The 13,801-nt window shown below is 62.3% G+C and carries 8 protein-coding genes; 1 reads left to right on the plus strand and 7 read right to left on the minus strand.

Going from position 1 to position 13,801, the window contains the following annotated elements:
• Positions 1 to 2,340 precede the first annotated feature (2,340 nt).
• The 7 genes from ACSE4D_RS08355 to ACSE4D_RS08385 form a co-directional block, all read right to left on the minus strand.
• Positions 2,341 to 3,477 carry a peptidoglycan-binding protein gene (locus tag ACSE4D_RS08355; RefSeq protein ID WP_436327053.1) on the minus strand — a complete coding sequence of 379 codons (1,137 nt, stop codon included), beginning with the start codon at positions 3,475 to 3,477 and terminating at the stop codon, positions 2,341 to 2,343.
• Positions 3,478 to 3,578: 101 nt separating this feature from the next.
• Complete coding sequence (gene trxA, locus ACSE4D_RS08360; protein WP_135537710.1) at positions 3,579 to 3,896, minus strand: thioredoxin; 318 nt, start codon at positions 3,894 to 3,896, stop codon at positions 3,579 to 3,581.
• Positions 3,897 to 4,000: 104 nt separating this feature from the next.
• Positions 4,001 to 4,972 carry a thioredoxin-disulfide reductase gene (trxB, locus tag ACSE4D_RS08365; RefSeq protein ID WP_436327054.1) on the minus strand — a complete coding sequence of 324 codons (972 nt, stop codon included), beginning with the start codon at positions 4,970 to 4,972 and terminating at the stop codon, positions 4,001 to 4,003.
• 161 nt (positions 4,973 to 5,133) lie between these two features.
• Positions 5,134 to 7,599, minus strand: a complete 2,466-nt coding sequence (locus ACSE4D_RS08370; RefSeq protein WP_425119092.1) for a virulence factor MviN — start codon at positions 7,597 to 7,599, stop codon at positions 5,134 to 5,136.
• Between the two features lie 21 nt (positions 7,600 to 7,620).
• Positions 7,621 to 9,240, minus strand: a complete 1,620-nt coding sequence (gene murJ / locus ACSE4D_RS08375) for a murein biosynthesis integral membrane protein MurJ (RefSeq protein WP_436327055.1) — start codon at positions 9,238 to 9,240, stop codon at positions 7,621 to 7,623.
• Between the two features lie 3 nt (positions 9,241 to 9,243).
• A complete protein-coding gene (locus ACSE4D_RS08380) occupies positions 9,244 to 11,565 on the minus strand; it encodes a DUF6049 family protein (RefSeq protein WP_436327056.1) in 2,322 nt (773 codons plus the stop codon).
• Entirely contained in the window at positions 11,562 to 12,050 is a 489-nt protein-coding gene (locus ACSE4D_RS08385; RefSeq protein ID WP_135537714.1) for an NUDIX domain-containing protein, read from the minus strand. The genes ACSE4D_RS08380 and ACSE4D_RS08385 overlap by 4 nt, the downstream gene beginning before the upstream one ends.
• A gap of 138 nt (positions 12,051 to 12,188) precedes the next feature.
• Here ACSE4D_RS08385 and ACSE4D_RS08390 point away from each other — a divergent pair, with 138 nt between their 5' ends.
• Positions 12,189 to 13,664, plus strand: a complete 1,476-nt coding sequence (locus ACSE4D_RS08390; RefSeq protein WP_426936905.1) for a CCA tRNA nucleotidyltransferase — start codon at positions 12,189 to 12,191, stop codon at positions 13,662 to 13,664.
• Positions 13,665 to 13,801 lie beyond the last annotated feature (137 nt).

Below are 13,801 nucleotides of genomic sequence, written 5' to 3' on the forward strand. Positions count from 1 at the left end.
GGGTATCTCCTGTGGCTCGTTTGGGGCCGTTCCACGTGAAACAAACGCTGGTGTCGATATACCATGGCGGCCCGGATCTGTTTCTCTCGGTTACCATGATGTTCAGTCGACTACTCCGCGACCGGAACGTATGTTTTGGTCTATCCGGTTTGAATCGGCACAGCTGGGTAGCTTCGAAAGTTTGGAATACGTCCGTGGAATGTTTGGTTAGGCGTTGGCCTGGGTCCGACGTTGGACTGGAACGTCACAGCTCCGATGTTCCACGTGAAATTATCAGGGCCACAGCCATACCTGTGCGACCAATCGGTGGCTTTGTCATAGGCATACTGGACCGGTGGTTTTTGAAATAGACGTGCTCGATGTATGGCGTTCATGTTTCACGTGAAACGGTGGTGGGCGTTATTTCTCCGCCCAATGGAGCTACCATCTTCTAACGAACGCTGTTTTCAAATCGGCCGCGAGATCAGTTCGTGATTGGTCACATTCGCTGTGTATTGGTCCGACGCTCTGCTAGACGTTCCATTGTGACTGCAACAAGGAGACAGCAGCCGGACGATCGCAGACTCTGTTTCACGTGGAACGTATCAATTAGGAATGCCTGTTGCCTAAGAAGATGGTCATTAGCGCTGATACCGACACAGTACTCAATCTAAGCAATGGTGTGTCGCCGATATCGATAGGTCACGTTTCACGTGAAACTAGGGCGTCGCCCACAGTGCGATCTGGTGGGTCAAGGCAATTGTGGCCAACGCATGTATTCGTGAACCTGTATCTACGAGGATTTCGGTGCATTCGCATTTACCGGTACCGTCATGCATTTTCGAAGAACTACTGTCACGTCCCTCTAGCACCAGCACTACCAGGGTAGGTCTGTACTCGCATCGCTTGCTTCAGTACGTGTACTGGCGTATCGGAAGATCGGGGACGATCAAACGGACACGACAGTTTCACGTGGAACGGCTCGAAGGGCGCGCTTTCTAAATCGACCTCGTACCCTATGCGTTGAACTCGTTCTGCGCGATACCACGGTCCAGACGCTGTTAGTCTTGTGGATTGAACAGTCTCATGGCTGGGTGTAGGAAGTTGTCTGTGACAGATGATGTACTCGTTGAGGTCATGCCAGAAGGTGGCGTTAATGGGAGGGCGGGCTGGATGTGTGATCGGCCAATACGGGGGTTCGCAGATTCGTCCACCTTTACGCAACCTTTTTTGGCGCATCGGCATTCGTGTGATTGACGAGTTCTTTTGCGCCTGCTGTTGTCGTAGGTGTTTCACGTGAAACAAGGCGATAAGGCCGAGCTATTGTGAATTGCCGGCCTTGCCTTGATTCGACGGTCAGGCGTGCCTGGACCACAGTCCCCTCTATATCTGGTTGTCGTGTTGTGCTTCCGACGGACTGATGACTGAAGTCGTGAGGAATGCAGCTTCACCGTCGCCCCGATTGATGATGGCGTGCGAATGAGGTCACCGGTGTGTTAAGTCAAAGGCCCGGCTGGTGAGGGCCGGGGATCGTAAAAGTGATTAGGTCCTATTGGAAGAAGCGAACCGATGATCGGCGTTACGACACCATAGTGGGTTCATGGTTGACTTTCGGGCGAGGCTCCATTCGCTGAGCCGCCTTCGTCGTGCTGGCCCGCATCAGGTGTTTCACGTGGAACGGTTAGTTCGATCGTTCGTCGAGCGAATGGCTCCAAAGAGGAGGTGCGTGTTGTCCCTTGCGGCACCGGGGAGATAGTACATCGGTGTCTTGTGACGGCGCCTCCGCTCTTGTTGATCCATTTCCATCCATTGGAAGAAATGCTGCTGAATCATCGGTAGTTCCAAATATCGCCAATACCGCCCATATTGTTGGGTGTAGCTGCGGTTCCGAGGAGGGCCGTGACTGCGACATGGCATGACTGAGGGGGCCCAAAGATGTCTTTGACAAGACCGACTCTTCCCAGATGCGTCCTTGATGCATCACATGCGCCGCCCGCCACTATTGGATCCGGCCAAACTGATGGCAGACACGATTGTGTATCCCGACTACTGAACTCGCATGCTCCGTCCGTGGCGGGCCGGACCTTAAGTAATGTTCATCTTGGGGTAACTGCCGAAGCCCGTTCTCGAGCTTTGCGTGGTCCTATTTAACGATTGGTGCGTTGTTGTGTTTCACGTGAAACAGCGCGGGCGAAAGAAACGGCGTTGGATTGATTGCCGCTGTGCCCTCTCTCCGGGCCCCCGAGAATTTGAAGAATTGTGTGAGCCAGGAGCGGCTGCAGAGCGATGTTTCATGTGAAACGCGGAGCGGCCGGTCGTGGCTTACTGCGGCCGGTCACTGCCTGCAGTTGAGCATTGAGGTCAGCTGAGTGCTTTGATCGCTTCGAGGCTGAGGGTGCCAGTCTGAGGATCGTTGTCTTCTCTTATATAGAGGCGCTGCAACCCGGCTGCGATACCATCCGCGATCGAATCGCGAACATATGGATCTTGGAGGCTCTCGAGATCGTCGGCGTTGGTGAGGTACCCGGTGACGACATGGACCTTCGGAGTCTTGAGTCGCTTGAGTGAATACCAAGTTCGCGCATGAGTCCGGCAGTCGAGCATTCCGGTGCGCGCGACGACCTCCCCCTGGATGAGCTCCGCAAGCTTCTGCCCAGTGGGTGAGTTCAGATCGCTCTGTCGTTCGTGTCCGAAGTAGAAGGTGGCGATTCCATTGGCATCTTTTGACTTGCTGACATCTGCGGTGACAGTGATGACAGCGGATGCGCCAAGCGCATCAGCCCGATTGACCTCGACGGTATCGCCTTCGAGAAGAAGTGCGCCCGCGCCGATGGCCTCAAGCCGTCCGACAAGGCGAGTTGCAATATCGAGAGTGATCTGACGCTCGAGTGCGGACTGCTCTTCCGACATCGGCAGACTCTCGAAATCTACAACTGTAGTTGCAGCCTCGACGACGAACGTCCGTCCGACCAGTGAGGTGCCGGATGCCGCCACTCGCGCACGCTCCTGGAGAGCAAAGAGATTTCCCGTGTCCTGGTTTCGGTTGATGGCATTGAGCCCGCGCAGTGTCTGTGGCCCGGTCACGCCATCGACCTTGGTTCCGAGACTCATCTGCAGTTCCTTGACGGCCGCCTCGGTTCGGGCAGCGTACTCGGCATCGATTCTGCCAGGGTAGAAGCCCAAACCGGCGAGTCTTGTCTGCAGGACGACGACATCATCGCCTGTGAGCACTCTGACGGGGTCAAAGCGAAGCACTCGGTCGCCCAGCTGGTATCTGGCCTGTTCGAGCTCCGAAAACGTCTCAGGGCCCAACACACCGTCGCACAGGATTCCGCGGTCCTGCTGGAATTGTCGCACTGCCAGTTCGAAGGGGCGGTCGAAATCGGCCGATTCGGTATCACCGATGTTGAGTCCCAGGCGCGCCATCTGGCTTTTGATATTCGGCAACATCTCAGAAATGTCACCGCGCGTATAGCGCGGTTGGTTCGTGTTCGTCAATGCGTTGCCAATCTTCTGTGGAGCGGTTGCGGGGTCGGGTTCAATGGTGCAGATACGCCTAAGGCGCCTGTTGATAGTACAACAGGCGCCTTAGAACTCGATCAGATGAATTCGGAGAGCTCATCCTCGAGAGCAGGCTTCGGACGGGCACCGATGATGGTCTTGGCGACTTCACCGTCCTTGAAGACGTACAGAGCGGGGATCGAAGTGATTCCGTAGGTGCTCGCCGTCTCGAGATTCTCATCGGTGTTGACCTTGACCACGTTGAGCTTCTCTCCGTGCTCTTCTGCGATCTGGTCGACGATGGGGCTGACCATGCGGCACGGACCGCACCAAGGTGCCCAGAAATCGACGAGCACAGGCTTGTCGGACTTCAGTACGGTCTCTTCGAATGTTGCATCAGTGACTTCTGTCGACATGGTTGACCTTCCTTCACAACGAGTTTCACTATCGAGAACAGTGGTGCTGGCGGATTCATTCCCGCCTTGGGCCCGGTGCCGCTCCTGAGCGGGATGCAGCTTGATCAGGAAGCGACGGCGGCCTCAGCCGAAACTGGCACCGCAGCGGCGTCAAGATCAGCGAGGTAGTGCTCTGCGTCGAGTGCCGCTGAGCAGCCTGAGCCGGCCGCAGTGATGGCCTGACGGTAGACGGAGTCGATGACGTCGCCGGCGGCGAAGACGCCTTCGACCGATGTCTTGGACGTGCGGCCTTCGACACTGAGATAGCCATCGGGGCGCATGTCGAGCTGGTCGGCGAAGAGACTGGTGCGCGGGTCGGAGCCGATGGCCACGAACATGCCGGTCACCGGAAGCTCGGAAGTCTCACCGGTGACAGTATTGCGAATCGACAGACCCGTGAGGGAATCCTCGCCGTGGACCTCGGCGACTTCGCTGTCGAGAAGGAACTCGAGCTTCTCATCTGCCTGTGCGCGATCTTGCATCGCCTGCGAAGCACGCAGTTCCTGGCGACGGTGGACCAGCGTGACCTTCGAAGCGAAGCGAGTGAGGAACGTGGCCTCCTCCAGGGCGGAGTCCCCTCCACCGATGACGGCGATATGCTGATCGCGGAAGAAGAAGCCGTCGCAGGTGGCACACCAGCTGACGCCGTGTCCCGACAGCTGCTTCTCATTGGGCAGTCCCAGTTCACGGTAGGCCGAGCCGGTCGAGAGGATCACGGCTTTGGCCGTGTAGCGAGCACCAAGGGCGGTCTCGATCTCATGGGCTCCGGGGTTGAGCTTGAGGGTCTCGACATCGTCGTAGATGACCTCGGCACCGAATTTCTCAGCCTGCTCGCGCATGCTCTCCATGAGCTCGGGCCCCTGCACACCGGCGGGGAAACCGGGGAAGTTCTCCACATCGGTGGTGTTCATGAGCTCGCCGCCCGCTGTCACCGAACCTGCGATGACGACCGGCGAGAGGTTGGCGCGAGCCGCATAGACGGCGGCGGTGTAGCCGGCCGGACCCGACCCGATGATCACCAGTTGAGTATCAGTCATGTGAAAAGATCCCTGCTTCTGTTTGCTGTGCCCGACCCGTTATGGCGTGTCGTGCGGAGTGACTATCGTTTCTATAACCGTACGGTGCCGTGGACTATTCCGCACCTGCTGCCGCAGCTGCCTCGCCGCCCGCGGCACCAGCTGCGGAGAGACCATGTCTGTCAGGAGAACTGCACGGAGCTGATCGTGGCCTTGAAACCGCCGTCTGTCTGCGGCAGATCGGTCACCCACAGAATCAGCTTGTCGGTGGTGACCTTCTCATCGAACTTGACGGTGACTCCGCCATCGGCGTCGAAGACACCTTCGCCGATGACCTTCGCGTCCGCCGGATCGTCTCCGTCGCGGATCTCGAACTTACCGCCGGAGCTGCCTGACTTGACCTTGACCTTGCTGACGGTCGACTCGTCTTCGAACTCGAAGAGCAGACCGACTCCCGATTTGAGGTTGCCGAAGCTCGCCGAGTTGTAGCGGTCCGTGTTCCACGAACCCTCGGTGTTCGGAATGACGTTCTCGGTCTCACTGTCATGTTCCGAACCGTCACCCTCGGGATCGAGTGATTCGACCGACTCGATCTTCGGCGGATCAGCCTTCGGAGTCTCCTTCTTGGCCTTCTTCGTCGGTTCCTCGCTCGGAGCGGAGGACTCAGCCACCGGAGCAGATTCGTCATCACCGGAATTGAAGTTGATGACGACGATGCCGATGATGATCGCCGCGACGACGGCGAGACCGAGCACCAACCACAGGAACGGCTTCCGGGTGGCTGCGAGATCGCGATCCTCCGAAGCAGAACCGCCGCCGCTGCCACCGGTCGCTGCACCGGCGGACCCTGCCCCGGCCCCTCCAGCCCCGGTCGTTCCCGCGACTGCGGCCCCTCCTGCGACTGCAGCTCCACCTGCGACTGCAGCTCCGGCCGCGGCCGACTTGGTCGAAGGCGTCTTCGACGATGTCGGCTTCGGTGCGGCGGCCGCAGCGGTGGAATCGCTGTGCTGCTGACGCGGCCGTCCTGCCGCCTTGCGTTCGGCCGGGCGAACGGACGCCGAATCCGCGGTCGGCGATTTCTCGGTCGGCGGGGCCGCCTCGGTGCTGTGATCGTCATCGGTGTCCGGGGACAGCCGACGTATCTCCTTCGGCGGTGCCGCGGCATTGGCTTCCTGCTGCCGCGCGGCCGAGCTCGCTTCGAAAGCGGCAAGACGGCGGCGCGCCTCCTCTTCCTTCGCCTTCGCGATGCGACGTTCCCGCTCGTATTCGCGGCGCTGATGTTCGCGCTGCTGCTCATCGGTTTCGAACATGCCGCCGAGGAACCAGGACCCGTCGTCCTCTTCTTCGTCGTTGTCCATGATCACGCGCGTGTCGTTCTCATCGTCCTCGTCTTCGGGGACGATCTCGAGAGCCTGAGTGTCTGGGTCGGGATCGTCCTCCCGGCTCATGATCGGGGTTGTGAGGTTCTCATCGTATTCGTGAGCGGCGTATTCGGAGTATTCGGAATAGGTCTGCTCCGGCTCCCACTCCTCCCAGTCCTGGGCAGCGCTGTCGAGCTGCTCCTTGGCGATGGGGAAACTCGAGGCCTCCCTCATCTGCATCCGATCCGCGTAGCGTCCCGTAGTGCGTCCGACGACGCCCGCGGCCAGACCACGAGTGCCGGGACGAGTGATGCCCACGCGCACAAGAGCGGCCTGTACCTGATCCTCGCTGGCGCTGGCCGCACCCTCGGGGCCGGGGCCGATGGTCTTCGACCGGGGCGCAGGCAGGCTGGTCGCCTCATCGAAGCTGCGCGGCGAGGTCTCGAACAGCGTCTCGTTCTCAGCTACGGGCGCGCGGTTGACGTAGCGCAGCAGCTCCGGATCCCAGGAGTCGATGTAGCCGAGGATCTCGGCGACCGACCCGGGGCCGGGATCCGAACCGGTGATGATTCCACTGACGAAGTCGTCGAGCTCATCGGAGACATCGGGGTTGAGTGCCTTGACCCGCGCGATGCGCGCATTCTCCTTCTCCGCAGCAGGCAGGCCGTCGAAGGCTTCTTCGCCGGGCCAGTAACCGGTCAGAGCCGCGTAGAAGAGCTGGACGAGGGCCAGCGCGTCCCGACGCGAGGCCTTCGTCGGCGTGTAGTCCGTCTGCTCGACGAGCCCGGTGTCCAGCGCCAATGCCGCATCGATGCCGATGCCGGCGATGATCACCGCACCCTTCGAGGTCAATCCCACGACGCTCGGGCGCAGGAACATGTGGAACAGTCCCCGCCTGGCCGCCGTCACGAGTGCGGTGCCGATCTCGCCGATGAGTGCGCAGGCGGCGTCGACGGGCAGCGGCGACCGCGGGAGGATCTGATTGAACGGCGTCACCGCGATGCGTTTGATGACGATGTAGTCCAGGCCGTTCGAATGCCCGACATCGAGCGTCGGTGCGATGCGCGGGTCACCGAGGATCGACACGCGCCGAGCCGCCTCGAGGACATCGTTGGACCCGTCGGCATCGGCGACGAGGATGAGCACGGGCTCATCGAGGATCGCGTCGAGGCCCGTGCACACGGCACCGACCTCGGGCTTATCGGGAAGCCAACGTCGGTCCACAGTCGATACGACATAGCGACCGGCCACCACCATGCCGGGTTCGATATCGATCAGGACGACCACCTCCGGTGGGGATTCAAGGGCTCAGGCTGCTCTTCTTAGTTTTCCAGCTACCACGTCAATAATCGAATGCAACTCTCTGACTCTGAGCAAATAACAAGCTCCGATGAAGAAAAGGAGCATGACGGTGCCGACGAGGGCGGTCGTGGCGATCGCCGGCAGGCGACCGGCCAGCGCGAAGTCCGGGAAGAAGTACAGCAGTCCGAAACCGGCACCTCCGGCGATGATCGCAGCGAGCAGGAACTTCACGTGCGAGGTGAGGATCTCGCGCAGATCGATCGCACCGAGGCGCTTCTTCAGGACTGCAAACGAGATGACCATCGCGAACAGGTAGCCCAGACTCATGATGAGACCGATGATCGCCACCGTCACCGACTTCGGGAAGATCGAAGCCGAGAGCACCGCCAGGGACTGGAAGACGATCTGCGGCAGCTGGATGAGGAACGGGGTCTTCGCATCCCCGTAGGCGTAGAACACGCGCTGTGCCAGATAGTTCGCGCTGAAGGGAACGAGCCCGAAGACCATCGTGATGATGACCAACCCGATGGCCATGGCCTGCTCGCGACCAGGACCGGCGATGATCATCGCCACCGGCGAGGCGAGGACGACGAGGGCGGCGAGAGCGAAGGTATTGACCATCCCGACCATCCGCACACCCATCGAGAAGTCGCCGACGACCGCCTCGGTGTCGTTTTCGGCGGCGTCCTTGGCCAAAGAGGTGAACAGGGCCGTGGCCAGGGATACTGCGATGAGCGAGTGCGGGAGCATGAACACGAGGTACGCATTCGTATAGGCCGTGTTCGAAGCGTTTCCGTCTCCCGGCACCGAGGATCCGGCGGCGACTCGGGAGATGATGAGGAACCCGATCTGACCGACGAGCATCGCCGCGAACGTCCAGAAGGCGACCTTGCCGGCCGCTCCGAGTCCGACCCCGCGGAAGCCGAAGGTCGGTTTGTACTTGAAGCCGATGCGTTTGAGTGGCCAGAGGAGGATGAGCGCCTGAGCTGCCACGCCGAGGGTGGCGGTGCCGGCGATGAGGGCGATCTTGTCCGGAGTCCAGGTATCCAGTCCGTGCGGGGAGGCGTTGTTCGTTCCAAAGACGATGATGAAGACCGCGAGGCCGGCGATCGCCACGATGTTGTTGAGCGCGGGCGCCCACATATACGGGCCGAACGAGGACTTCGCATTGAGGACTTGGCCCAGCAGCGTATAGAGGCCGTAGAAGAACAGCTGCGGCAGGCACCAGTACGCGAAGGCCGTGGCCAGCGCCAGCTGTTCGTGACTCCACCCGGAGGAATAGAGCCAGACGAGCAGCGGGGCCGCGACGGTCGCGATGATGGTCACTGCGCCGAGGATGAGGAAGGACAGGGTCAGCAGCCGGTTCGTGAAGTCCTTGCCGCCGTCCTTCTGTTTCGAGGCACGCACGATCTGCGGGACGAGCACGGCATTGACCACACCGCCGGCCAGCAGCATGTACAGGGTGTTGGGCACCTTGTTCGCGACGTCGAAGGCGTCGGCCTGGACGAAGGTCACACCGATCGCGGTGGCCAGCATCGAGGCCTTGGCGAAGCCGAGCACCCGCGAAGTCAGGGTGCCTGCGGTCATGATTGCCGAGGACCGTGCCAGGGATGAGAAGCTGGACAAGCGCTACCTCTTTTCGGGGTCGTCGGTCTGGGCGCGGGCCATCGCGTCGGCCAGCTGCTGCTCGGGGATCTTCGGACGCCCGCGCGAGATCGTCTTGATCAAGCCGATCACGAACACCGCGGCCAGGGCCAATCCGGCCACGGCCGTGCCGATGTTCTCCCAATCGGCGCGGACCCGCACAAGCAGCGACTCATCCCTGGGCAGGACGGCCCCATCGTCGGTGACCATCTCGATCGTGGTCGGCACATCGGCATTGGCCAGGCCTTCGACGGGGACGTCGACACGCATCGTCTCCGCAGCCGGAACCTGCACGGTCTCCGTCTCCTGGGTCCGCAGCTGCGGGGTGGAGGATTTCATTCGGATCCGCAGAGTCGCCTCGGCGGGGGAATCATTGACGATCGTGACGGGAATCGTCGTCTTCACGCCGGTGACGAGGAGGACGGACGATCCCTTGCGCAGGTGCAGGCTGTCCATGAGCTTCCGGCTCTGGTCCCGGGCCTTATCCGCGCAGTCGTTCGCCTTCGGATCCAGGGTCCACGCCGCCGAGGTGCAGCTGAGCAGTTCCCGATCCAAGCGGATGTCCGCGCTCTTCCGGTCGCTGAAGACGCTGTTGAAACCCGTCTGGTTCGATCGGGTCTGGGCCAGGGACGTCACCGTGGATTTGCGGATGTGCGCAGCGTCGGAATCGGTGCGGAGCAGCCCGCGGGCCTCCGACGGCGAGTCGAGGAGTTCGTCGGCCCCGGTCGGGGCGATCCACGGCGCGGAGGTGAGTGCCTCGACCGTCTTCTCCCACCCCGCCGAGGCGGCCGTGCGCGGCAAGGGCACCAGGAGGTTGCGCGCGCGATAGGGGGCTTCGGATTGGATCGCGGCCGATTCGGCGACGAGCTCGGACAGCGCCGAGGCGGGATGTTCGGAAGTGATCGCGGCGGTGCCCATGTCCGTGAGGTTCGAATCGGTGATCAGTGTATCGATCGTCGATTCCCCATCGTCGGTGATCGTCGTCTGCGAATGAGCATCGTCGTGGATACCGGTGATCGACGGCTGCTGCTCATCACTGAGGATCGCCGTGGAGTTGCCCGACTTCTTCAGCGCCCGCAGTCCGCTCTTCGTCGCGCTGCCGGCCACGGGCCAGGCGATGTCCGTGCGTGCTTCGGGGAAGACATCCTTGACGATCGCGCGCTGCTTCTGTGCGAAGGAGCCGAGCCGGTCGATCTTGCTGCCGTGGAGTGAGTGGAGATCGGGATCGCCGAAGGGCAGGGCGACGACCGTGTGCTTCTGTGCCTTGGAGACGAAGTCCTCGTACCAGGCGTCGAGGCGTTTGCGGCGCTCCTCTTCGGCTTTGAGTTCGGCGTCACTGGCCCCGGTGCCGTCGTTCTCAGCGACTCCGACCGGTGGGGTCTGGGTCTGCTCACCGTCCTCGTCGCCGGGCTCCTCGGTCTGCTCCGAGTCCTCGCCGTCGGCGGGAGGAGGTTCGGCGATCGCGGCTTCGAAGGAGGTGATGACTCTCGGGTCGACGGCGAGTGCGAGTTCCTTGTGGTCGAGCAGCTTCATGATCGTCGACAGCGAACCGCCGTCTGCGATGGCCTTGTCGAGCTGCTCGGCGGGGATGAGTCCGCCCTCGGAATGTCCGGGCAGAGTGACCGGGGCGAGCAGGCTGAGCTTCGTCTGGTCGAACTTCGGCGTCGGATACCACGTCGTGAAGCCGAGCGCGGAGGCGCGCAGTCCGGTGCCGTCGCCGAGCTGAACGGCGAGACCGCGCGGACCCCAGGAACTCACGGGCGAGGACTTGCTCAGGCCCAGGTCGTCGGCCTCGACAGTGAAGGTGAACTCGGCGGAGGTGCCGGGATCGACGGTGTCCTCGATCGGCGTGTCGAGGGTGATCCCCGAGTCGCTGTCCGCCTCGGGGCTCTTGTCCTTCTCTGCCTTCTTCCGGGCTTTCGGTCCATCGTGTTCGAGGTCGGCGACGGTGCGGTGCTCAGACCCTCCCCGCTTCCAGGCGCTGAGCCGGGACTCCGAATCGAGCTTGCGGGTCGACATCTGCAGACTCAGGGTCGGCTTCTCGATCGCCTTGTCGGTGGGATTCGCGACGATTCCGCGGACCGTGAGCGTGCCCTTCTCATCGACCCAGGGTGTGACCTCGTCGAGGGTGATCGTGGGCTTGTCCGCCTGTGTATCGGACGTCTGCGCCTCCGTGGTGCCCTGAGTATCGGCTGCTGCCGGGGATGCGGACAGAAGCGGAAGCGCGAAAACCGGCCCTGCGAGCAGCATGAGCGTGCTCAGCAGGGCGGTGACGAATCGCAGGCGGCGGATGGGAATGGGTTTCACTGCTCCAGTCGGGACACCATCGGTCGGGCGGCGGCGACGATGCGGCGCTCATTGGCGAAGGAGAGTCGCGAACGCAGGTCGTTGAAGGGCACCCACGCGGCATCGATCGCTTCTTGGTCAGGATCATTATCCACTGTCAGGGTCCCCGATCGTGCACGGAGGAGGAAATGGTGGACGAGTTTGTGGATCCGGATCCCGGTCACGGTGAACCAGTAGTCGACGGTGCCCAGCGGGCAGATGATCTGTCCCGCGATCCCGGTCTCCTCCTCCACCTCACGGCGGGCCGCCTCGGCGGGAGTCTCCGTGCCTTCGAGATGGCCTTTGGGCAGGCACCATTCGATCCGGCCGGCCCGGTTGATGCGCGCGATGACGGCCACGGTCAGCTTCGGATGAGAGAAGTCGACGACGATGCCACCGGCGGAGATCTCCTCCACCGTGGTGCGGCGGGACGCCCTGGGTCCCGGCTTGGGCATCGGTGTGGTCATTCTCCTACCTTAGTAGGCGAATCTTGGAAGTTCCGTGTCACCGGCTCCCGGTAGGCTTATGGGGATCGGAACTTCCGCCTGTGGCCGGGCGGCATGTCTGAGCCGGCAAGAGCAGAAATCTGGAAGAGAAGGAGCTCGGTGGACCCGCAGACCGCGCACGCCCGACTGCACGACAAGCTCGATGAGCTCGAACACATCCTCGGCCCGCTGGGTCAGAGGTTCTCCGCGGCCGGTTTCGAACTCGCCCTCGTCGGCGGGTCCGTCCGTGACGCGCTGCTCGGCCGTCCGATGCCCGACCTCGACTTCACGACCGATGCGCACCCCGATGACATCCTCGGGCTCATCGCCGACTGGGTCGACACGCACTGGGACATCGGTCGGGAATTCGGCACCATCGGAGCCGTGAAGTCCGGTGTGCAGATCGAGATCACGACCTACCGCGCCGAAGCCTATGAGTCCGATTCGCGCAAACCGACCGTGCGCTTCGGCACGGACCTCGACGCCGACCTCGTCCGCCGCGACTTCACCATCGGGGCGATGGCGATCCGCCTGCCGTCGAAGACCTTCGTCGATCCGCACCAGGGCTTCGACGATCTCATCGCCGGGCGCATCCGCACCCCCGGCGCGCCCGCGGACTCCTTCTCCGATGATCCGCTGCGGATGATGCGCGCGGCGCGATTCACCTCTCAGCTCGGGCTCGACCCCGTTTCCGAGGTGGAGCAGGCGATGACCGAGATGGCCGAACGCATCGACATCATCTCCGCCGAACGCATCCAGGTCGAACTCGTCAAACTCATGACCGGCATCGATCCGGCCGCCGGCATCGACCTGCTTGTGCGCACCGGCCTCGCCGACCACGTCCTGCCCGAGGTGGCGGGACTGCAGCTCGAGACCGACGAGCACCACCGGCACAAGGACGTCTACCAGCATTCGCTGACCGTGCTGCGTCAGGCCATCGAACTCGAAGAACGCTATGCCGCGGCCCAGGCGGAAGCCGGCATGGCCGATGATGATCCGCAGCGTCTCAGAGTCCCGGACTTCGTCGTCCGCTTCGCCGCGCTCATGCACGATGTCGGCAAACCGGCCACCCGCCGTTTCCAGCCCGGAGGCGCCGTGACCTTCTACCACCATGATGCGGTGGGAGCGAAGCTCACGGCCAAACGGATGAAGGCGCTGCGCTTCGACAAGGACACGACGAAGGCGGTCGGCCGCCTCGTCGAGCTGCATCTGAGGTTCTACGGCTACGGGGATGCCGGCTGGACGGATTCGGCGGTGCGCCGCTACGTCACCGACGCCGGTCCCATGCTCTCCCGTCTGCACATCCTCACCCGTGCCGACGTCACCACCCGCAACAAGCGCAAAGCCGACCGGCTGGCGTTCGCCTATGACGATCTCGAGGAGCGCATCGACGTCCTCGCCAAGCAGGAGGAACTCGCGTCGATCCGTCCCGACCTCGACGGCCGGCAGATCATGGAGATCCTCGACATCGAACCATCGCCGCTGGTGGGCCGCGCGTACAAGCATCTGCTCGAGCTGCGGATGGAGCACGGACCACTCGGGCCCGAGCGCGCCGAGGCGGAGCTGCGCACATGGTGGGAAGACCACGGTCAGTGACCGACTCCTGCTGATCCGCCTGCGCCGAGTTCTCGACCGACCCCGCTGATCTGCGGACTGATCTGTGCTGATAGCTTCGGAATCGTCTAGATTTGTGCTTGGCGTCACAGACTGTGGCGTGGGCGATAGTGTGAGGA

The sequence above is a fragment of the Brevibacterium sp. FAM 27836 genome (genome assembly GCF_051351055.1).
Classification (GTDB): Bacteria; Actinomycetota; Actinomycetes; order Actinomycetales; family Brevibacteriaceae; genus Brevibacterium.